21 protein-coding genes and 1 tRNA gene are annotated in these 21,307 nt (G+C 41.4%); 14 read left to right on the top strand and 8 right to left on the bottom strand.

Annotated features, from left to right (window positions below; all coding sequences use genetic code 11):
* The 6 genes from IG80_RS0102055 to hpf form a co-directional block, all read left to right on the top strand.
* A partial coding sequence (locus IG80_RS0102055) for a CBS domain-containing protein (protein WP_198027089.1) occupies window positions 1-379 on the top strand: 379 nt, incomplete at its 5' end.
* Window positions 380-554: 175 nt separating this feature from the next.
* Window positions 555-1,196: an LPS export ABC transporter periplasmic protein LptC gene (gene lptC / locus IG80_RS0102050; RefSeq protein ID WP_032112378.1), complete on the top strand. Its 642-nt coding sequence runs from the start codon at window positions 555-557 to the stop codon at window positions 1,194-1,196.
* Window positions 1,193-1,807 carry an LptA/OstA family protein gene (locus IG80_RS0102045; RefSeq protein WP_084756052.1) on the top strand — a complete coding sequence of 205 codons (615 nt, stop codon included), beginning with the start codon at window positions 1,193-1,195 and terminating at the stop codon, window positions 1,805-1,807. Before lptC ends, IG80_RS0102045 begins: the two co-directional genes overlap by 4 nt.
* Before the next feature lie 12 nt (window positions 1,808-1,819).
* A complete protein-coding gene (lptB, locus tag IG80_RS0102040) occupies window positions 1,820-2,566 on the top strand; it encodes an LPS export ABC transporter ATP-binding protein (RefSeq protein WP_032112376.1) in 747 nt (248 codons plus the stop codon).
* Window positions 2,567-2,720: 154 nt separating this feature from the next.
* Window positions 2,721-4,118 (top strand): RNA polymerase factor sigma-54, encoded by a 1,398-nt coding sequence (gene rpoN, locus IG80_RS0102035; protein WP_032112375.1) that lies wholly within the window; start codon window positions 2,721-2,723, stop codon window positions 4,116-4,118.
* A 47-nt stretch (window positions 4,119-4,165) separates the two neighbouring features.
* Complete coding sequence (gene hpf / locus IG80_RS0102030) at window positions 4,166-4,735, top strand: ribosome hibernation-promoting factor, HPF/YfiA family (protein WP_032112374.1); 570 nt, start codon at window positions 4,166-4,168, stop codon at window positions 4,733-4,735.
* 353 nt (window positions 4,736-5,088) lie between these two features.
* Here hpf and IG80_RS0102025 read toward each other — a convergent pair whose 3' ends face one another.
* Together IG80_RS0102025 and IG80_RS0102020 are read right to left on the bottom strand one after the other, a co-directional pair.
* Window positions 5,089-5,613, bottom strand: a complete 525-nt coding sequence (locus IG80_RS0102025) for a hypothetical protein (protein WP_032112373.1) — start codon at window positions 5,611-5,613, stop codon at window positions 5,089-5,091.
* On the bottom strand, window positions 5,606-6,049 hold the full coding sequence (locus tag IG80_RS0102020) for a hypothetical protein (protein ID WP_032112372.1): 444 nt from the start codon (window positions 6,047-6,049) through the stop codon (window positions 5,606-5,608). Before IG80_RS0102020 ends, IG80_RS0102025 begins: the two co-directional genes overlap by 8 nt.
* 448 nt (window positions 6,050-6,497) lie before the next feature.
* On the opposite strand from IG80_RS0102020, the gene IG80_RS0102015 reads away from it, so the two are divergent.
* Complete coding sequence (locus IG80_RS0102015; RefSeq protein WP_032112371.1) at window positions 6,498-7,526, top strand: aspartate-semialdehyde dehydrogenase; 1,029 nt, start codon at window positions 6,498-6,500, stop codon at window positions 7,524-7,526.
* Between the two features lie 457 nt (window positions 7,527-7,983).
* Here IG80_RS0102015 and IG80_RS0102010 read toward each other — a convergent pair whose 3' ends face one another.
* From IG80_RS0102010 to IG80_RS0101995, 3 genes are all read right to left on the bottom strand, one after another.
* Window positions 7,984-9,393: an NAD(P)(+) transhydrogenase (Re/Si-specific) subunit beta gene (locus IG80_RS0102010; protein ID WP_032112370.1), complete on the bottom strand. Its 1,410-nt coding sequence runs from the start codon at window positions 9,391-9,393 to the stop codon at window positions 7,984-7,986.
* A gap of 15 nt (window positions 9,394-9,408) precedes the next feature.
* A complete protein-coding gene (locus IG80_RS0102005; RefSeq protein WP_032112369.1) occupies window positions 9,409-9,816 on the bottom strand; it encodes an NAD(P) transhydrogenase subunit alpha part 2 in 408 nt (135 codons plus the stop codon).
* 203 nt (window positions 9,817-10,019) lie between these two features.
* Window positions 10,020-11,150, bottom strand: a complete 1,131-nt coding sequence (locus IG80_RS0101995; protein WP_032112367.1) for a Re/Si-specific NAD(P)(+) transhydrogenase subunit alpha — start codon at window positions 11,148-11,150, stop codon at window positions 10,020-10,022.
* A gap of 211 nt (window positions 11,151-11,361) precedes the next feature.
* Between IG80_RS0101995 and gpmI the strand changes: the two genes are divergently transcribed.
* The 5 genes from gpmI to IG80_RS0101970 all read left to right on the top strand — a co-directional run bounded on the left by gpmI (window position 11,362) and on the right by IG80_RS0101970 (window position 17,016).
* Window positions 11,362-12,897 (top strand): 2,3-bisphosphoglycerate-independent phosphoglycerate mutase, encoded by a 1,536-nt coding sequence (gene gpmI, locus IG80_RS0101990; RefSeq protein ID WP_032112366.1) that lies wholly within the window; start codon window positions 11,362-11,364, stop codon window positions 12,895-12,897.
* Between the two features lie 94 nt (window positions 12,898-12,991).
* On the top strand, window positions 12,992-13,936 hold the full coding sequence (locus IG80_RS0101985; protein WP_156961999.1) for a peptidoglycan DD-metalloendopeptidase family protein: 945 nt from the start codon (window positions 12,992-12,994) through the stop codon (window positions 13,934-13,936).
* Window positions 13,937-13,957: 21 nt separating this feature from the next.
* Window positions 13,958-15,175, top strand: a complete 1,218-nt coding sequence (locus tag IG80_RS0101980) for a S41 family peptidase (protein ID WP_032112364.1) — start codon at window positions 13,958-13,960, stop codon at window positions 15,173-15,175.
* An 89-nt stretch (window positions 15,176-15,264) separates the two neighbouring features.
* Window positions 15,265-16,455 (top strand): divergent polysaccharide deacetylase family protein, encoded by a 1,191-nt coding sequence (locus IG80_RS0101975; protein ID WP_032112363.1) that lies wholly within the window; start codon window positions 15,265-15,267, stop codon window positions 16,453-16,455.
* A gap of 69 nt (window positions 16,456-16,524) precedes the next feature.
* Window positions 16,525-17,016: an RNA pyrophosphohydrolase gene (locus IG80_RS0101970; protein ID WP_032112362.1), complete on the top strand. Its 492-nt coding sequence runs from the start codon at window positions 16,525-16,527 to the stop codon at window positions 17,014-17,016.
* A 256-nt stretch (window positions 17,017-17,272) separates the two neighbouring features.
* Here IG80_RS0101970 and IG80_RS0101965 read toward each other — a convergent pair whose 3' ends face one another.
* The 3 genes from IG80_RS0101965 to IG80_RS0101955 all read right to left on the bottom strand — a co-directional run bounded on the left by IG80_RS0101965 (window position 17,273) and on the right by IG80_RS0101955 (window position 20,527).
* Complete coding sequence (locus IG80_RS0101965; protein WP_032112361.1) at window positions 17,273-18,457, bottom strand: serpin family protein; 1,185 nt, start codon at window positions 18,455-18,457, stop codon at window positions 17,273-17,275.
* Between the two features lie 285 nt (window positions 18,458-18,742).
* Window positions 18,743-19,429 carry an RlmE family RNA methyltransferase gene (locus IG80_RS0101960; protein WP_032112360.1) on the bottom strand — a complete coding sequence of 229 codons (687 nt, stop codon included), beginning with the start codon at window positions 19,427-19,429 and terminating at the stop codon, window positions 18,743-18,745.
* A 24-nt stretch (window positions 19,430-19,453) separates the two neighbouring features.
* Window positions 19,454-20,527, bottom strand: a complete 1,074-nt coding sequence (locus tag IG80_RS0101955; RefSeq protein ID WP_075553140.1) for a Ppx/GppA phosphatase family protein — start codon at window positions 20,525-20,527, stop codon at window positions 19,454-19,456.
* Window positions 20,528-20,665: 138 nt separating this feature from the next.
* Between IG80_RS0101955 and IG80_RS0101950 the strand changes: the two genes are divergently transcribed.
* Window positions 20,666-20,739: transfer RNA gene (locus IG80_RS0101950), tRNA-Gln, on the top strand.
* Window positions 20,740-20,848: 109 nt separating this feature from the next.
* Window positions 20,849-21,058: a hypothetical protein gene (locus tag IG80_RS14905; protein WP_156961998.1), complete on the top strand. Its 210-nt coding sequence runs from the start codon at window positions 20,849-20,851 to the stop codon at window positions 21,056-21,058.
* Window positions 21,059-21,307: the final 249 nt, after the last annotated feature.

The following is a 21,307-nucleotide window of genomic DNA, read 5'->3' as shown; positions in this document are numbered from 1 at the left end:
AAGACTCCATAAAGTTGCCGACAAGATGCATAGAGGAGAGCATCTGCCACTTGTCACAACTGATGCTTTGATGGGGGATGCGATTGTTCTCATCTCACAAAAAGGATTTGGGTGTGTTGGTGTCTTAGATGAAAGCGATCACTTAGTTGGTATTGTGACCGATGGAGATTTACGCCGTCATATGAATCCACAGCTTTTACAGCAGCCTGTAGGCGAGGTAATGACACTAAACCCAACCACAGTTGAGGGGGGGCTACTGATGACCGAAGCCTTAGCTCTCATGAATCATAAAAAAATTACAGCCTTGTTTGTTGTTGAAAATAATGCTCCCATAGGAATTATCCATATTCATGATTTTTTGCGAGCAGGTATTGTTTAATGGTAGCTAGGGTCTGTGCAGCTATATTCAAAAAACGTGACATTGCCGATTTCTGGCTTCGCCTCTTTGGGCTCGCTTTTATCTTAGTGCTCTTTAAAAGGGGCCAACTAGTGACCTCGTGTCAAGGTCACTTTGATCCATGCAAGGACGGAGTAAATCTGGGAGATTACGCTTAATGTTTCCAGGGGACAAGTACGATTTAGAATCAGTCAAAGCTGTTAATAAATATAAATATGTACGCGGGCTTTTGCTTGTCGTTGCTAGCATTGCGTTGGCAATCATTGTCTTTTGGCCCAATATTCGTGACTATTTTGAAACGCCTCAGGTCCCTCTCATTTCTCAGGAAACACAAGCTCATAAAGTGGCTCTTTCTGATGCCCAAACCAAAAGTAGTGCCAAATATATCCGATTTCACGGCGCTGATAAATCGAATCAGCCTTATACTCTTATTGCAGATGATGGTGACGAAAACACAAATGGTCTTGTTTTATTGACTAAACCTCACCTAACCTTAAATCTTGCGTCAGGTAATACGGCGACATTGACCGCAATCGATGGGGTTTATGACAAAAATAAGGAACTCATTACCTTGAAAGGCGGCGTTGTGGTTACTCACTCCAACGGCTATCAGTTTGTCACTTCCCTTGCCTGGATTGATTTAACTCAATCAATATCCTATGGTGATAAACCCGTTCATGGGGAAGGGCCAGCGGGAACGATCAACGCCCAGAAGGGGTTTCGGTTGTCTGATAATGGAGATAAATTTATTTTTTTTGGACGTCCGGAATTGATTTTAAAATCGAGGAAAAAACCATGATGTGGACTATTACACCCAAAATACTTAAAGAAGGCACAACTTTCGCGTCGTGCCAAAATAAAAATTGCCTCAAATCTGTCGGCCATAATCTCGCCTTCTTTGGGTATATTGTTTTTAGCTGTTTACTCCTGAGTAGGGCAATGGCAACAGATGAGTCAAATATCAAAATTGTTGCTGATAGTATGGAATGTGATCAAGAAGCCAATTTTTGTCAAGCCGATGGGAATGCAGAAGTTGAAAAGCTAAATGATCCAGATAAAAAAACCATTAAAGCCAGTCATATCAAAATGTTTTTTGAAAAGACTAAAACAGATAAGCAAGAGGAAAAAAGCTTTGAAGCGAGGCCGGGTAATAAAAAACCAACAGAATTTCAGGCTGATGAACATGTGATTATTACAATTAAAGAGACTATTATCCAAGGTGATAAGGCTTCTTATAATCCAGATAGTGAGATTGCTGAAGTGCATGGAAAAGTCAGTGTTACCTCTGGCAAGAATGTGGTTACGGGGAATTATGGCTGGGCAAATTTAAAGACAGGCGAGTATAAAGTCCTGAATTCAGGTGGCCGAGTGACAGCACTCCTTTTTCAAAACACAAACAACCAAAACTAGTAAAATAAAATTATGGAACAAGAACAGGCTAAAATTGTCTCCTCCCTATGGGCAAAGAAACTGGGAAAAAACTATAGTAAACGTCAAATCTTGCGCGGCGTCAGCCTTTATCTTAATCGCGGCGAAGCAGTGGGGTTGCTTGGCCCAAATGGGGCAGGCAAGACAACCTGTTTTTCGATTATGTGTGGTTTGGTGCATCCTGATTATGGGCATATCTTTATCGACGATAAAGAAGTCACTTTTATGCCAATGTATAAACGCGCTCGTTTAGGTGTTGGTTATTTGCCACAGGAATCCTCCATTTTTCGCGGCATGAGTGTTGAACAAAATATTAAATGTGTATTGGAATTAAGGGGCCTCAGCCGGGAGCAGCAACAAAAAGAAACAGATCAGTTATTGGAAGAATTTTCTGTGAGTCATCTGCGTTATGCTTCTGCGGTTTCTTTATCAGGGGGGGAGCGTCGGCGTGTAGAAATTGCCCGGGCTCTTGCCAGTAAGCCAAACTTTTTATTGTTAGATGAACCATTGGCAGGGATAGATCCCATTGCCGTTAACGAAATTCGTGAATTAATTTTTTATTTAAAAAAACGTGGTATTGGGGTTTTAATTACGGATCATAATGTGCGCGAAACCCTGGACATCGTTGATCGAGCTTACATTTTACACAATGGTGAGATCCTGATGGAGGGCACACCAGCCGATATTATTTCTTCAAAAGATGTGCGTCGCGTTTACCTTGGAGAAAGATTTACTCTTTAAACTGGATTTATGGGCGAAATCCTATTTAGTTTTGTTCTAGGTTTTAGGTAGCTAACTTACCCAAAAATGATTTTGGCCATTTTTACCTGTAAATGGCCAAAATGGATACGGGGAAATGAGGTGCATAGAGCCTAGACTGTGTAAGAGTATGAATATGCGACAAATGCAACATTTAAAACAAGGTCAAAACCTTGCTTTAACTCCCAAGCTACAGCAATCGATTCAGATGCTACAAATGTCCACCCTTGATTTGGTGGATTTAATCCAAGTCCAAGTTTTAGAAAACCCCTTTTTGCAAATTGAAGAAACGTCTGAAGTCCCCGAATGGCAGCAAAATTATAACGAAGATCCACATCTCGGCGACTTACAATCGGAAACTTACAGCAATTTTTGGACAGATGTGGGAACAAAATCTTCCCAATATTCTTTTGAAGATCAATCAAATTGGATCGAAGAAACAGTAATGGCACCTCTCTCTTTGAAAAGCCATTTGCTGCAACAATTGGAGACAAAAACCAAAGATCCCCATACTCTGTTGATCGGCTATTATCTCGTTGATTTAGTTGATGATGATGGCTTAATTCGGGCCAATCTGGATCAAGTTGCTCTTGATCTTAATATTAAGATTTTGGACGTGTTAGCGGTGCTTACTTTGCTGCAAAGCTTTGACCCTGTCGGTGTGTGTGCCCGAACATTGGAAGAAAGTTTTGCCATTCAGCTCAGTGATCAGAATGTTTTAAGTGATTCCCTAAATCGTATTTTGCAGCATCTTTCAAAGCTGCCAACCAAAGGAATTCAAGGGGTTGCGAAGCTCGCAGACATATCCCTCGAAGAGTTTAAAAAGGCGTTGCAGCTCTTTCGGACTCTCAACCCTAGGCCAGGCGAGTCCTTCCAGTCAGTTTCTTTTACCAAAAATACCATCGATATTTTTATTATAAAAGATTCTATGGGGGAGTGGGTTTGTGAACTGAACGAAGAATCTTTACCCAAAGTTTATGTGGATAGTGATCTTTATCACGAGCTAAAATTAAGGCGTTTGAAGGCGGGTGATGCGGCTTATCTTTCTTCGCAACTCTCGGCTGCCAATTGGTTGGTTAAGGCGGTTCATCAGCGTTCCAATACGATTTTGAAAGTATGCCAGGCTCTGGTGACGCACCAAGCAAGTTTCTTTGAAAAGGGCCCTAGTGCTTTAAAACCGATGGCGTTGAAGGATTTAGCGCTTGAGTTAGGCGTGCATGAAAGTACAGTGAGCAGAGCTATTAATGCCAAATATTTGCAAACTATCTGGGGTGTGTTTGAGCTAAAGTACTTCTTTTGTGCCGCCGTCAGAAATGGCGTAGAGGATCAATCGAACAGATCTATCCAGGCAGCGATTAAGGTTTTAATAGAAAGGGAGGACAAGCTTAATCCGCTTTCCGATGATCAGCTGGTGTCAAGCTTGCAAAACAAAGGGATCATAGTGGCAAGGCGGACAATCGCCAAGTACCGAGATGCCTTAAAAATACCTTCTTCTTTTGAAAGAAAAAAACAAGCACAGTTAATGACTTTTTAAATAGGATGATCTATATTTAGATATAAATAATTGCTGGGGAGGCATGAATGAAAATAATAGTGTCAGGTAAAAATATCGAAACAGGTGATAGCCTCAAGCTGCATGTAGAAACAGCTGTAAAGCATATTGTTGATCGTTATTTTGGCGACATTCTTGAGGTTCACGTTAATTTCTCAAAGGATGGTTTTCGATTTGTGACTGAAATTTCCTTTCATGTCAGTCGACATTTTATTGTCCGTACCCACTGCGAAGAAAGCGATCCTTACCGCAGTTTTGATCTCACTCTTGGAAAAATTGAAAAGCGCATCCAGCGCTATAAATCACGTCTGCGGTCGCGCTCCCGTCAGAACTCTCCGGAAAAAGAAATGCTTAATATCTCAGCAAGTCGCTATGTTGTTGATAGCATGAAGGAAGATAATGCCGAAGCTGATGTGCCATTGATTATTGCTGAGATGAACAGTGAAATTCCAACAGTCAGCGTGAGTGATGCTGTGATGCGCATGGATCTAACTGAAGATACTGTCATAATGTTCCGCAATGCTGCTTCTGGCCAATTTAATGTTGTTTATCGTCGTCAAGACGGTAATATTGGCTGGATTGATCCCACAAAAGCGTAACATATATTCAAGACCCTGGCTTTTCAGCGATTTTGGATATGTCAGCTATTTTGCAGTTAAGTATAAACCATAAACCCACTCTTAATTTTTAGGAGTGGGTTTTTTTAAGCCTCCTGCAAAAGCGGAGAGAATACGCTCTTCCTAACCTCTTACGTGAGGGAGATTCTGTGCGTCTCTATAATTTATCGTCAGGCGGGTTGTTTGGGACCTTCTATCACTTACGGGAGTCGACACCCGTTAATGGGACATGGAAAGATTTTCAATTAATATCGAAACATCTCCACCTTTCCACCAAAAGTGTTCCAAACTGGCCTTTGCATGAGTGAGGATCACAGAACTTAGGAAGAGATCTATCAAATATAATCTTCCCAACGGCTCAAAGATTTTAATGCTCTGTTGAGTCGTTTTTTATTGTAGGTTAATAGTTCGGGTGTCAGGTCATAATCAATAGCTCCCAGCAGTAATTCATCCAATGTTTGAATGCTTTCTGCTGAAACCATTGGTAACAATCTGCTCCATAGCTCTTCTGCCCTGACGTCTCCTGTTTCTGTTGCGCGCGAAGGGCCTCTTCCCAAATGTCTGGTTAATGAATGGCATCCAAGTTTAAGAGAGCGTCGTTCCTGATGCCGCATCACTCGAATTCGAAGCCGCAAATACCGACCTCCTAGATCAAATAAATTCTGATCAATTGTGCCATCATGGTGTGCTAGATGGAGCCACGAAAGGATAATAGTCGCACCATTATCTTTTAAAATTTCGCGTACCCGATGGCGTTTTTCTTGCAACTGTACAGTGCCATTATCAAATCTTTGGATATGCTTAGGCCGACCCCGTAGACGCGTAAATCCAGCTTTAGCGGGGGAAGTAAGATTAAACATTCGTAATTCCTTTTACTCTAAAAATGTTTAAATTTTTATCTAATCGTAAACGATTACAGGTTAATAGAAGTTGCCCCAAAGTCATGGGTATATTGTTGATTTTGAATGCCATTGCAGCTTTATCTATGGGGACAATATTGATGCCATTGTTGCCCATCCACTCAAGCATTTTTTTAATTGAAATCCAATCATCACAGATGTGATTTCGGAATTCCTTCTTGCGTTTAGGCAATAAAGGTGTGCAACTAAACTCTATAAGCTTTTTGATTTTAGGTTTTTTTTCTACTTGAGGGCGAATGCTAAATCGAACCAGAGCTTTGCTGATACTCATTTCAGTGCGGTTGAGCTCTCTGGCAATTGCCTTGACTTTTTTGCCAGAAAAATAAGCATCGCTTAAGTAGATGATTTCTGTGTCTGACCACTGACTTCGATTCATTTTAAATAATTCTCCAACTGATAATTGTATTTTTACATTTCAAAGCTGGATACTTAATTTAAAAATTCCACCCCAAAAAGAGCCTTTTTTTGGTTTTTCATAAAAAAAATTTCTGAAATTTAGGGGAAAAAATTTTTTTTACGAATTGTTAATTGGTTAACAGGGAATTAAGGTAAAATTTAAAATTATATTACAAAAATTCCGAGAGTTTTTGTGGCATTTTATCAAGATTAAAATCCGGACTGTGATTGATTATTTTAACAGTAATTATTTAGCTTTATAGCTGTTCATTTTATCTTTCACCAAGCATCCACAAACATTGATTGTGAGTGTTTTTTCAGCTTTTGATGGTTGAGTGTTTTGGAGCCCACTCACCACTTATCACTAAACAATAAAATGGATATATGCTAAAAGAAATAATAAATCATAAAAACTAAAAGGACAGGTTATGACATCACCATTCGCGAACTATAAATTTGCTGTTATTGGAGCAACAGGCAATGTTGGCCGTGCCATGCTCTCTATCTTAGCTGAACGTGGTGCGCCTCTCCAGAATGTAGTGGCGGTAGCATCAGCCAGATCAGCCGGCCGACAAGTTTCCTATGGTGATGAAGGCGTATTGACGGTGCAGGGACTAGATTCATTTGATTTTAGCAAAGTGCAGATTGCTCTATTTTCACCTGGCGCGGCAGTGTCGGCTGAATACGCGCCAAAAGCGGCGAGTCAAGGCTGCATTGTGATTGATAATTCCTCTCATTTCCGCATGGATGATGAAATTCCCTTGATCATTCCAGAGGTAAATGGTGCAGCACTTGCAAACTATAAAAATAAAAACATCATTTCCAACCCCAATTGTTCCACTATTCAGTTAGTAATGGCGTTAAAACCGCTGCATGAAAAGGCAAAGATTAAACGCGTAGTTGCCTGTACCTATCAATCTGTTTCGGGCGCTGGGAAAGAAGGGATGGACGAATTAATGGGGCAAACCAAATCTATTCTGATGAATATGGCGGCGGAACCTAAAAAATTTATGAAACCAATTGCTTTCAATATCATTCCGCAAATTGATGTGTTTATGGAGGAGGGTTCTACTAAAGAAGAATGGAAAATGAACGTGGAAACCAAAAAAATCCTGGATCCATCAGTTGAAGTTGTGGCGACCTGCGTGCGCGTTCCTGTCTTTATTGGTCATGCCGTTGCGGCGCACATTGAGTTTGAGAGCCCCTTGAGTAGGGCTGAAGCGGCACGGGCTTTACGCAATGCTCCAGGAATCCGAGTAATTGATAATCCTGAAGATTATGCTTATATCACCCCTGCAGAAGTGGCAGGGGAGGACCCTGTCTATGTAAGTCGTATCCGATCAGACAAATCAGTAGCCCACGGATTGAGTTTGTGGATTGTCGCGGATAACGTTCGCAAAGGTGCTGCCCTGAATGCCGTGCAAATTGCTGAAGAGTTGATCAAGTCATATATGTAGATATGCCAGTAACAAAGGAGAGAGGGGGGATCCTCTCTCTTCTCAGCGCCATCCATGCTCAGCTAGATAGATAGAACCTAAAGTAGTAAAGTATGATATAAAAAACTTTTTCATTTTCATTATTATTTTTAAACTAGGGGTTTATGTTATGCAGGCTATTATACAGAAATTTTTCAATAAATAAACTTTTTTTCAATTAATAGTTTTTCTGACTGAGTTTGGTTATCCGCGAACTTGTTTTAAATTTCTTTCCAATGAGTAAATGTGGCACAAGTTCAGGATGGTAAGCAGAGGAATGCCATAGGTATTTCCCTAAATTCATTTTAACCAATGATTGACATCCTCCGAACAGCTGTGTTTTCCCTCTTCTATCGTATAAGTTGAGAAAATTAGCAAACAAAAAACCCGCTAAAGTGGGTTTAGCGGGGTTTTCTAAAAGAGAGATCTGAATTTATTGTTAGCTGTGGTTTATTGATTTAACAATGTCATCACAGACTTTCTTCGCATCTCCCAAAACCATGAAGGTATTGTCATGATAAAAGAGTTCATTATCAACGCCGGCATAACCTGAAGCCAAGGATCGTTTCACAAAGAAGACAGTTTTTGCTTTTTCCACATCCAAAATTGGCATGCCATAAATGGGAGAAGAAGGATCCGTCTTAGCTGCGGGGTTGGTGATGTCGTTAGCGCCAATGACAAAGGCCACATCGGCAGAGGAGAAGTCATTGTTGATTTCTTCCAATTCTAAGACTTCATCATAAGGGACATTGGCTTCGGCCAACAGCACATTCATGTGGCCAGGCATACGTCCAGCAACGGGGTGAATGGCATAGCGTACTTTGATTCCTTGTTTTTTCAAGAGATCAGCCATTTCACGTAAGGAATGTTGAGCTTGAGCAACGGCCATTCCGTACCCTGGGACGATGATAACCGAGCGAGCATTCCCAAGCATAAATGCAGCATCTTCAGCGCTGCTAACTTTTACAGGGCGATCGCTATCGTGGACGCTCCCAGGAGAAGCACCACCGCCAGAAGAGTCGGTTCCAAACCCACCAAGGATAACGTTGAAGATCGACCGATTCATCCCCTTACACATAATATAGCTGAGGATGGCACCTGATGCCCCCACAAGAGCTCCTGTGATGATAAGGAGATTGTTGCCTAAGGTAAAACCAATACCAGCGGCAGCCCAACCAGAATAGGAGTTCAGCATGGAAACAACTACCGGCATGTCCGCCCCCCCAATCGGCATAATCAACAAGAAACCAAGGCCAAAGGCTAGAAGTGTCAGAAGCCAGAAGACTGCTTGGGAGCCCGTTGTCACAAACAATAGCAACAAAAGCAGTGAAATAAGCCCAAGTAACGCGTTTAGTTTATGTTGAGCTGGGAAAATCAAAGGTTTGCCACTAATTAAGCCTTGTAGTTTACCAAAAGCGATGATGGAACCGCTAAATGTAATAGCGCCGATTGCTGCACCAAGACCCATTTCAAAGAGGCTGGAAGTGTGAACATGATGCGCTGTACCGATTTTATAAGTATCGGGAGAGTTGAGGGCAGCAGCCGCAACCAAAACCGCAGCCAAGCCAACAAAGCTGTGAAAGCCTGCAACAAGTTGAGGCAGTGCCGTCATCTTGATTTTGCGAGCAATAACGCCACCGATGGTTCCACCGATGATGATGCCTACAAGGATGATGCCATAGCGGGAGACATCAGGAAGCAGAAGAGTTGTCAGAATTGCAACCGTCATCCCAATCACCCCGTAAAGATTACCGGTTCTGGAGGTTGCAGCGGAGGATAATCCACGCAGGGCCATAATAAAGCACACTGCAGAGATCAGATAAAAAAAGGCAGAAATATTCGCGGACATAAAAATTGCTCCTCGTTACTTGCTCTTAGAGAACATCTCAAGCATTCTTTGGGTGACAATAAAGCCGCCAAAGATGTTGATTGATGCCAAAATAACGGCCAAGAAACCAAAGGTGGTGGAGATACCGGCAATGGTTGGACCAGCGGCGATTAAGGCGCCGACAATGATCACGCTGGAAATCGCATTGGTCACCGACATTAAAGGTGAATGCAGTGCGGGGGTTACTTTCCAGACAACATAATAACCAACGAAGCAGGCAAGAATAAACACTGTCAATCCGATGATAAACGGGTCCAGATGTTCTGTACCTGCTGCCTGAGCCACTTGTTGAGCTGAGTTTTGCAGTTTATCAACTTGAGAGATCAGCTCTTTGGCTGTCTCCTGCACTTTTTGAGCTCTATCAACTAAAGACTGGACATCCATAAAGATTCTCCTGATAAGCTATTGGACTTCTTCCTAAACCATTGCTTTTTGCGACCTGGCGTTGTCAAAAAATCTGTCACAATCCTGAAGTGCTTATGGACACTCTGGTTGCTCAATATTTTTTTCCTCGCCAGAAACCAAAATTCTTGGTTTGGAAAGAGGTCTATTGAAAGAAGGGTTCGGTTGAATAAAATTTCGTTCATTTAAATTTTTTCACCGAAACCGGGGTGAATGATGGAACCGCCATGGGTGAGGCAAGCTCCTTTAATAATTTCGTCCTCGAAGTTAAGCTCAACAGCATTGCCTCCTTTGTTCATCATTATTTTTAAGAGGTTGAGAACGTTTTTGGCAAAAACTTGGCTTGCATCTTGAGCGATGCTGCTGAGGATATTCGCATGGCCAATAATTTTAACACCATTTTTGACAACCGTTTTACCAAATTCAGCCAGCTCACAGTTGCCCCCTGATTCAACAGCAAGATCCACGATGATGGAACCTGGTCGCATGGATTTTGCCATGTCAGCAGTGATGAGGATAGGGGCTTTTTTACCTGGGATTTGCGCAGTGGTAATAATAATGTCTTGGGTCTTGATCACACTTGCAAGCTTTTCAGACTGACGTTGTTTGTATTCGTCGCTCATTTCCTTGGCATAACCACCCGAACCATCACCCGTTTCTGTGGACTCCACTTCAACGAAATTTGCCCCAAGGCTTTCAACCTGTTCTTTGGCAACGGCGCGAACGTCAAAGGCACTTACGATACTACCAAGGCGGCGAGCTGTTGCGATTGCTTGAAGGCCAGCAACTCCGGCGCCAATCACAAGGACGCGAGCCGGCGCAATAGTGCCAGCTGCAGTCATCATCAATGGCATGGCGCGGCCGTATTCGGAAGCAGCATCCACGACAGCCTTATAGCCGGCCAAGTTGCTTTGAGAGGACAAAACGTCCATCGCCTGCGCGCGCGAAATCCGTGGGATCATCTCCAATGCAATGCTTGTGACTTTGTGGTTGGCAAGTTTTTTAAGCAACTCTTGATTGCTGTAGGGTTTGAGAAGACTCATCAGAATGACATTTTCTTTTGTGCCTTGCAATTCCTCAATGGAAATAGGAGCAACGTGAGGAATAATGTCAGCTTCTGGAAGCATTGTTTTGGCGTCTTTTACAATTTTAGCACCCGCTGCTTCATAAGCATCATCGACCATGCCAGATTCTTTGCCAGCATCTTTTTCAACGAGGACGTCAAATCCCATTTCAATTAATTTTTTGGTGACCTCGGGTGAGATTGCGACCCTTTTTTCATATTTGTCGGTTTCTTTTAGAACAAGAATTTTCATCGCTTTTTAAAATCCTTAATATTGCTAAAATTAGAGTAGCACATTTTCATCAACAGAGCGAGTGAGCAACTACAATGTTGTTAACCCTTTTTTAAAGAGTGGAAGACGGCCATGTTATCTTCTCTTTAAAAGAAAAAAGTCTATAAGTCTACTTACCTGATCCAAAAAAATTTGCCATAATAAGGCGAACGCACTCAATTAATGGTAAATAATGACAAAAAACATAACAAATGTCGTCCTTTGCATCTTAGATGGTTGGGGATTAAATCCATCAAAAAATTTTAATGGGATTGCCTCTGCTAAAACACCATGCTGGTCAATGATGCAGGAGGCATATCCGATGTCTGAGCTCCAGGCGTCAGAATTGTACGTGGGATTGCCGCGTGGACAGATGGGAAATTCCGAAGTAGGTCACATGACGATTGGCAGTGGTCGCGTTGTTTTGCAGGAGTTGCCTCGCATTGATGTGGCGATTGAAAAGGACGAAATTTCAGCTCTTGCTCCCTTTGAAACTTTTGTGGCTGGGGCTGAGAAAGGCACAAAAGTTGTGCATCTGATGGGATTGCTCTCACCCGGGGGCGTCCACTCTCATCAAGATCATTTTGTTTATTTTGCTAAGACCTTGGGATCCCTAGGGTTTCAGGTGAAACTCCACGTCTTTTTGGATGGACGGGACACTCCACCTAAAAGTGCTCACGGGTTTTTAGTCGATTTTCTTAAAGAGATTGAGTCTCATCCAGGTATTAGCCTTGCTACCTTTGGTGGGCGTTATTTTGCCATGGATCGAGACAAGCGCTGGGATCGTATTGAAAAAGCTTATCAAGCAATCGTTTATGGGAGAGGGGAAAAATCAGCTAACCCTTTAAAAACAATTCAAAATTGCTATGAGCAGGATGGGGGGGATGAGTTTGTGTCTCCCCATGTTTGCGATGGCTATCAAGGCATGCAAGATGGCGATGCTATGGTGATGGTAAACTTTAGAGCTGATCGGGTACGGCAAATTTTAACAGCGCTGCTGGATTCAGATTTTAAAGAATTTGATCGAATTAAAGCTGTGCACTTTGCGGCGACCTTGGGAATGTCAGAATATTCGCAAAAGCTTATGTCTCTTATTCCTCCATTGTTCACGAAAGAATTGGTTTCCCAGACTTTAGGGCAAATCGTCTCAGAGGCAGGGTTGAAGCAGTTGCGGGCGGCGGAGACGGAGAAATACGCCCACGTCACTTTCTTCTTTAATGGCGGGCGTGAATTGGTGTTTGAGGGGGAAGATCGAAAACTCATTCCTTCACCGCAAGTGTCAACCTATGACTTAAAACCAGAGATGTCAGCGGTTGAGATGACGGATGATTTGGTGGCGAGTATTAAAACTGAAACCTATCAGCTGATCGTCGTCAATTATGCTAACCCTGACATGGTGGGGCACACGGGTGTTCAATCCGCTATTATTAAAGCGGTGGAAACGGTAGATCAATGCTTAGCCCGGCTCCTCGAGGCCTGTAAAGAAATAGGGACTATTCTAATAGTGACAGCGGATCACGGCAACGTGGAACAAATGGTTGATGACGTTACCGGAGAGCCACATACAGCACACACGTTAAATCCAGTGCCCTTTTTAGTTGCTAATGCGCCAAGATCCTTTACTCTAAAAGGAGGATCTTTGGAAAATATTGCCCCCACGGTGTTAGATTTGATGGGCTTAGTAAAACCTATTGAGATGACAGGTACAAGTTTGATTGAGGTAAGTTGAGGGGAAAATGAGGATAATGAAGGGCCAAAGAGTCTAGATAGATATGCTCTTAATTTTGTTGTTTTTTACCCAAATTACGTTAATGAGGAGATGAGTGCTGTTTAAGATGTATTGGTTGTTGAGTATATTAACTTCCTGGCCAGTCTTTGGTATTGAGCCAACGACGCCAGGACTCGCTGACTTGCAATCGGCAATCAACAAATCAATTAGCCGAGTCCAAACTGTGGAAGACTTGATTCAGGCCCGGCAAAAAAGTCTTGATCAATTGCAAGATGAAGTAAAATCATGTCTTACCAAAATTCAGGATAAATCTACAGATATTGTGGCGCTGATTAATTACTTGCGTCATGCGAAAGGTTTTTCACCTTTGCTGACAGCGATGGCCTCCCAAAAGGTTGAAGATATTGTCCATTTAAGTATCGTTTTAAAGAATTTGGCCCCCACTTTATCTGATCGTTTTAAATCGGTTTTAGACTTACTCAAAAAGCTGGTGGAGGTACGGATGGCGCTTAAAAAAGATCAAGTCAAATTCAGCCAACTGGAGTGGGAGAAGAACAAAACCTTCGTGGAATTGAAGAAAAACTTTAGTGAATTAGACGAATTACTTTATGTCACAGATCAATCTCTCCCTTTGCGTCATTTCGATTCCGAAGCTCAAATTCGTGAAGTTGTCGATCGTTTTACCGTGCAAACAATGGATTGTCAAAAGATTATAAAAATGCCTGAGGGAATGGAGAGCAACCTTGTCACAGGAACCCCCATTTCTGCTGATAATACTCTCCATTATACTGATTTAAACAATCAAGTGGTCCGAGCGCCTTTTGATGGCGAAATATTATTATCGGGGAATAATGTGGAAACCGGCGGAGTACTCTTGATTCGAAACGGTGAATACCTCATGCTAATAAAAGGTATCGATAAAGTTTTAAGTTATGCAGGGGCTAAAGTGAAGCAGCAGCAGTCAATTGGTCTTGTTTTTGGGACCGCTGCATCTAAAAAAATGGTTGTCACGACTTGGCAATGTAAACTTCGATTTTGAGGGATGGAAACGGAAAGAACGATGAGTAAGATTAAATATAGGTTGTTTACCATTCAGTATATACTTCTGTTTTTGCTGGTTGCCGCTCTTTTGCCTGGATGTCATAAGCAATCTTCATCGGATTCTTCTTCGATAGATTTTTGTCAGGACTCTTTGATGAAAGAAATCCTGGAAAAAGTACAAGAAGAATATGTTGAGAGGCCGGATGAGCGAAAAATGCGCGAAGGGGCCATCAGCGGGATGTTGAACGCTCTTGATCCTTATTCAACCTATATGAACCAAGAAACTTATGAATTGTTTAAAGAATCAACAGTTGGTGAGTTTGGCGGTATCGGGGTTGAAGTTCTGTTCATGGATGATTCTCTGCGTGTGATTGCCCCGATTGATGATACCCCAGCGGCCAAGGCGGGGCTCCAACATGGTGATTATATCGTAAAAGTTGATGATGAATCTATCACCAGCTTTACCCAAGTTAAGTTGTTTAAGAAACTTCATGGTAAGCCAGGAGCGCCTGTTAAGTTGACTATTCAGCGGGGCGATCAAGATCCGTTTGACCTAACTTTAGAACGTGCAGTGATCACAATCAATCCTATTAAATATAAGCGTGACGGTAATATCGGCTATATTCGTATCAGCTATTTTAACGAAAAAACCACCGAGAAGCTGAAAGAAGCGATCCAAGCGATTCAAAAGGAAGGGCCTTTAAGTGGGGCAATTATTGATTTGCGTAATAATCCCGGAGGAACCTTAGACCAGGCTGTTAATGTCACCTCGTTGTTTATTGATAAAGGCAAGATTGTGGAGGTTAAATCCCGGGCTCCTAAGAAGAATATAGTGTACGAGTCTACTGATCGACAAGAAATGCTGCGCGACGTGCCATTGATTGTATTGGTTAATAATGGGTCAGCATCGGCTTCAGAAATTATGGCGGGCGCTCTGAAGGACCACAAGAGAGCAATTATCTTAGGGAAGACAACCCTTGGAAAAGGATCGGTCCAGGGACTGTTTTCTCTTGAGGGGCGAGGAGCCATTAAATTGACTATCTCGCGTTTTTATACGCCCCTGGGTCATGAGATTCAAGGCAAGGGGATTGCGCCAGACATTGTTGTGGAGTCAGGGCCAGTAGTTTCAAATCTTGTCTATACGAAGGATGAGAGCAAACTTATTGCTGATGATGATCAGCAGTTGAATCGTGCGCTTGACATGCTGAAAGGCATGGAGCTGCTAAAGGGGCATTAGTTGTTCGGTTCTGTGAACAAAATCCTCCTCAATAAATAATTTGTGCACAAAGCTTAAAGGAGATAACAAGTGAAAGTTGAGCGGTTCTTATGGTAAAAAAAGCAGCAACAAAAAAAAACTCTCCCAAACGAAGCAAGTTTAAGGGTTTCTATCGTTCTAAAAAAGTTGTAAAGATTAGGCGATTTATCATCAACTTTCAAAAGTGGATAGAAAAACATATCAAATTTCTGAAGAAACCCGGTAAAAATAATCTAAATACTTTAGAGCCTATTTTTCAAACATCAGAAAAACCGGCTAAGTTTTTTACACCACTACGCCTGATGACCTTTATGATTCTCTTCATGGGGGCCTCGGGAACCTACCTATGGTTTCACTTAACTTCAGCTTATATTGAAAATTCGGTACCCATCCTACCCGAAATTACGCAGACATCTGGAAAAGACTCAGCCCATAACTATCCGGACCTTGCGTTCCCTATACAAAAATCACCAAAAGAAGAGTCTGCGCATCTTAACAAAAATGCTGATATACACAGTGCAGTTTTCACAATGCAACCGTATCTTAAAGTGCATTCGGGTTTGTCTTTAATTAAAACTATTAATCCTCAGTTTTTTATTGAAGCGGCCGACAACAAGACTCAAAAAGTCGCAATTTTAATTGTGGGACTTGGAATTAATGAGACATTGACGGAAGAAGTCATGGAGCAGCTTCCTAAAAATATCTCCCTCGTTTTTAGCCCTTATACAGCGGACTTGGAAGATGCTATAGAATTCGCTCAATATGAAGAGTTTGCGGCTTTGGTTGCCGCTCCCCTTGAAGATGAAGATCCTGTAACAGATCAGGGATATTTCACTTTGAAGACAAAAGTATCAGAAGAAGAAAATTTAGAGATTCTGAGAAAAATCGCGTTTTATGCCAAAGATGCTGATTGTATTTATGGGCAGGGTGGTGCAAGATTGCTGCGATCTGCTAAAGAGCTCAGGCCCGTTCTTGATTATATTCGCAATGTGAACAATTGCTTTGTAACGCCCCCTGATATTGTGGTGAACCGGCTTCACGAAGTAGCTGCGTCAATGGAGCTCAATTACGTTTGCACAACAGTTGAAAACCCAACGAGAGCGATGATGCCTTCTATTGAGGCATTGACCAAACGAACAGGGTTTTCAATTTTAGCGTTTGACGCCAAACCAGGAATTGTGGAAGAGATTAAAGAATGGATCCAAAAGCTTCAACAGGCTAAGCTTTCGATCGTTCCGATAACAGAAATTATCCATAATTAATGACAATACTGATTACCTTTCAATCATCAGAATCGTCATCAGCATATACTTTTTTAGAGAGTATTGTTAATGAATAACCCAAAGTTACGTGATTCAGCGCTTTATAGGCCCTGTATTGGACTCATGATTATCAACAGTTCCCGGCAAATTTTTATGGCTAGGCGTAACGATCTTTGTGAAGGTGAGCCTTATGCTTGGCAAATGCCGCAAGGTGGAATTGACGCCGATGAAACGCCACACCAGGCTGCTATGCGCGAGCTGGAAGAAGAGATCGGTACCGATAAAGTTGCGTTGATGCATGAAGCAAATGACTGGTTTTATTATGATTTTCCAAAAGGATTAAAGGAAAATGGGTGGGCTAATCGGTTTGCTGGCCAGCGCCAAAGGTGGTTTTTGTTTGAGTTTACAGGTGAGGATAAGGACATCAATCTTGACACCCAACATCCTGAGTTTTCGCAATGGCGCTGGGGCTCAAAAGAAGATATCATATCCCAGGTTGTCCCTTTCAAACTTCATGTCTATGAACAAGTCTTTGCTGCTTTTGCTAAATTTTTAGGTTAAGAATTAATTTTACAAAGTGATTAACAGGCCATCTATTATCTGTCATTGTGAGGATCAAAGAGACTGGGCTTTCCGCGAGAAGAGGAGAAGGAGAGTGTCACGAGACTTTTATTTCTGTACGACAATCTTTGAAAATATACCTTGGGAATCATAAAATAAGTTGAATAGACCTGCCAAGGTGATCAGGCAGGTCTATTCAACTTGGTTTGTAGGCGGTGCAACTTATTGACTCACCTTCTACTTGCTGATTAAGTACTTATTCTTCCGTTTTCATGACACTTGCATTAATAACTTGGCCATGGAACAAGGGAACGCGTTGTCCAGCTATGGTTTTTGTTAGCAAAAAGGTAAAAGGACTATCGACAACAAACGTTTCTATGGCCTTTTTTCTGTGGCCCATACAGCTTTCAATCTGGTAAAGTAGCGCTGTTGCGGCCGAAGCTTCAACTCCACTGTTGGTCATATCAAAAGTAACTTTTTGAATGTAGTCTGAAACACTGATAGGATCTGATAACAGTTCTGTTTGAAATGTCGTATTCAGGGTGTTTGGTAAGTGAGTGGATAATTTTCCTTTTAGATCTATTGTCGTTTGCAGGGAAATAAATGGAACTTGTAGTTTCTTTAGCTTGACATTTTTTGATTTCGTAGCAAAATTTTTCATATCTTCCATGGAAATGAGCCGCACAGATGTTGGGCTATGACGGATGAATAATTCACATTTTCCAAGCGTTTTAAATAAGGCAATTTTTGTATCTTTTTTCTTATATAAGTCCAAACGTGCCTCATCACTTGTAAGGGATTTAACTTCGGTTCTCTTGCCCAAAGCATCTTTAAAATCCATAAATCCTTGAGCGAAAGTTTCCTTAAAGCTGGCATTCACATAAAGGGTATGCAAAAGCACACAAGCAGCATTGGGTGTAAAGGCACTGGCCGATAGTATTTCTTCAATTTTACCGTTCGTATCCCGTTTAACAATTCCATTAATTTTAGCCGCCGCCTCAGTAGCATTACAAAAATCCACAGCATGAAGCTGAGCCCCAACGGCTTTAATTTTAGGAAGACATGATTTATTAACGGTCTGGTTAAATGCTATTAGGGCATAGGCACCATTTGTCAGTATGTACTTTTTCTTTTCATCCCGCTCAGATTGTATGGGCTTTGAATGGGCAGTTAGCTGGTTATTGAGATCCGTGAGGTGAGAGCTGAGTTCGTTATTGTTCGTAAAAGCTTCAATTTCACTTTGAATAGAACTGTCGGCAATCGTATGTAACATACCTAAAGTTTGAACCACACCCATAGCGCAAAACGTATTATTTTGAGCCCCATTCTCTTGAATCACTTCTTGAAGTTTTGCTCCTACCTCATGTAATGCTGGGATAATGCCTAACCGGGTATCCTCGATTTTTTTTCCATGGCATACGTGGTTTGTAAGCCTGCACACATAATCAACAAGATGAATAATTTTTTCAATTTTATCTCCTAAAACGTGATAGTAACGCTCCTGAGAATATGGTATTTATAGCTAATTTAAAATAATTTTTTAAAAGAATTTAAATATAAGAAATAAATGGTATGAAAAAATCTTATCTTATTTTGGGTTTATACCTAAACAACTTGAAGATATGGAATTATGGTGAGTAGATATGAAGGCAAAAATCGTTATCTTCAGGTAATTCCATTTAATCGGATATGCAGCCCCCATTTCTGGGGTAACTTTGCTTAAAATTTATCGCTGTCTAAATTTAAGACAAACCACATACATCTCAGCCGAATCTTGTCGACTAGATTGTGGCTTAAAGTGACTAACTTTTTCAAAACTGAGTTTAAGTTGTTTGAGAAGATTTGCCTCTGTTCCCCCCCGTAATACTTTTGCGACGAAATGGCCACCGGGTTTTAAAACTTCTTGGGCAAATAGATAGGCTTCTTCAACCAAACTCATAATACGCATATGATCCACGTCAACCATGCCACAAGCCGGTGCAGCCATATCACTGACGATCACATCAGCTTTGCCGTCAAGCATCTCAAGGAGCTGTTGTTGAGTTGACTCTAAGGTAAAATCGCTGACAATCAAGGTTGCTTGTGGAATCGATGAAATAGGGTTGAGATCAACACCAATTACTTTGCTTTTTGGATTTTGTTCAGATTTTAATTTTTCAACAATAACTTGTGTCCAGCCACCCGGTGCTGCACCAAGGTCAATGACTTTTGTTCCGGGTTTTAAAATTTTGTACTTATCATTAATCTCAATTAGCTTAAAGGCAGCTCGCGAATAATAACCTTTTTCCTTAGCTAAATGAACAAAGGGGTCGTTTAACTGGCGCTCAAGCCAGCGGCGTGATGATTCAGTTCTTTTTTTATTGCTTTTGACTTTAACTTTTAACAGACGCGTGTTTTTTAGTTTATCTGACATACTATAATCAATACAGAATTAAGGTTAGACTTTTATTTTTATAAATCGAAGATTCATATTGTTTTGCGGAGAAAGCTCTTTTAATAACTCCATTAAAATGCCTTCACGGACTCCACGATCAGCTACCCGGAGTTTTTGTACGGGCCACGTATCGCAAATTCCTTCAAGAATCGCAGTTCCCATAATAACAAGATCAGATCGGCCCATCCCTATACATGGATGCATAGATCTCTCCTCAGCGGACATATCAAAAATTGATTTGCAAATGTTGTGAATATCACACACATCTAAAAAGACACCGTCAATGAGTCGGCGATCATAACGCTCCAGTCCCATGTTAATGGCGGCTAACGTTGTCACAGTGCCGGAGGTACCGATCATTTGCACGCGGCGTCTTTCTAAATGATTGTAAACTCCATTTTTATGGGAGAATTCAATCAGTTTTGTCGAGATTTCCTTACGAATTTCATGGTAGACTGCGTTCGCTCGCTCTTTACTATTATAGTAGTCAGACAATGTCACAACTCCATAAGGAAGCGAGATACAATCCAAAACTTCAATAACTGGAAAGCGTCGACGATGAAGTCTGCGTGGCTCAGTGATATGTAGCCACATTACTTCCGTACTGCCGCCACCAATATCAAAGGCAAGGGCATAAGGAATGCGCGAGTTCAAAATTCCAGCACATCCTGAAAGTGCTAAGCGCGCTTCTTCTTCAGAGGTAATAACTTCAAGGTTAATACCAATTTCGTCCCGTACTCTTTGAACCAGTACATCACTGTTTTCAGCACGGCGACATGCCTCAGTTGTGACAGCGCGCACAATTCCCACATTGTTTTGAACAATTTTGCCTTTGCAAATCTTGAGAGCCTCAATCGTTCGTTCAATAGCGTCGTTAGTAAGAAGGTTTGTCGCCTGAATGCCTTCACCTAAGCGTACAACCCGTGAAAAGGAGTCAATCACTCGGAAAGATTGCCCTTCAATACGGGCAACTAATAGGCGGCAAGAGTTTGTGCCAAGGTCGATAGCAGCGATGACGGGGAGGACCCCTGTCTTAGGGGGCTTGTGATTCGAAGATTTGAAATTCTTGCCCGTCATTATCAACTTTTTGCAATTCTATATATTGTTTCTTTATAATTGAGGATAGGTTATCACACTTACAAGAAAAAATCCTGTAAAGTTTAAAATTTTTTATCTGGAAGAAATTTAATCCCTATGATAATGGTAATTATAGTTTGGGGGATAGTTTAGTGGTAGAACTCTCGGCTCTGGACCGAGCAGCTCTGGTTCGAATCCGGGTCCCCCAGCCACTTTCATAAATACTTCATAATCTCCACAAAAGAAATGCAACAGTATAATATTATTGCCATGGAAAAAAGACATAAACACTAAGCTCTAAGCCAAAGAACAAGATAATAAATGACCCACTATAATAGAAAGTTTCTTTTGGGGTTAACATTGTTTATCTTAATTGAACAAAATCCTAGTTTTGCTTTCGGAAACGAACAATTCCCTCATCCTGTTCAATCAAGCCTAAGCGTAATACAAGAGGTTGCGGAGGCATCTACATCGAGTGCGGTTAATACCTTTCCTATTTTAGAAGATAGAAAAATTGAAATCATAATATAGATAGAGGCAAGTTCTGGCAGGTCCCCCATATAACCCTCTGTATTTTTAAAAAGGTAAAGCTTGCTGATACTGAAAAATTTCAAGGAATCTTTCAAGTACTTGACAGTGCATCTGTTAAGTTTAATGCTGCTTCTTTTGGATTTATGGGGAGAGGGGATATACTTGTTGCGATACCAGATAAATCTACTTTGTAGATGACTAAGAAGTTAAACACGTTAATCATCGATTATGTAGGTAACAGTGAAATCT

The sequence above is a fragment of the Candidatus Paracaedibacter symbiosus genome (genome assembly GCF_000757605.1).
Taxonomy (GTDB): Bacteria; Pseudomonadota; Alphaproteobacteria; order Paracaedibacterales; family Paracaedibacteraceae; genus Paracaedibacter_A; species Paracaedibacter_A symbiosus.
The sequence above is the reverse complement of the archived record's forward strand: the minus strand, read 5'-3'. Positions and strand labels throughout refer to the sequence as shown.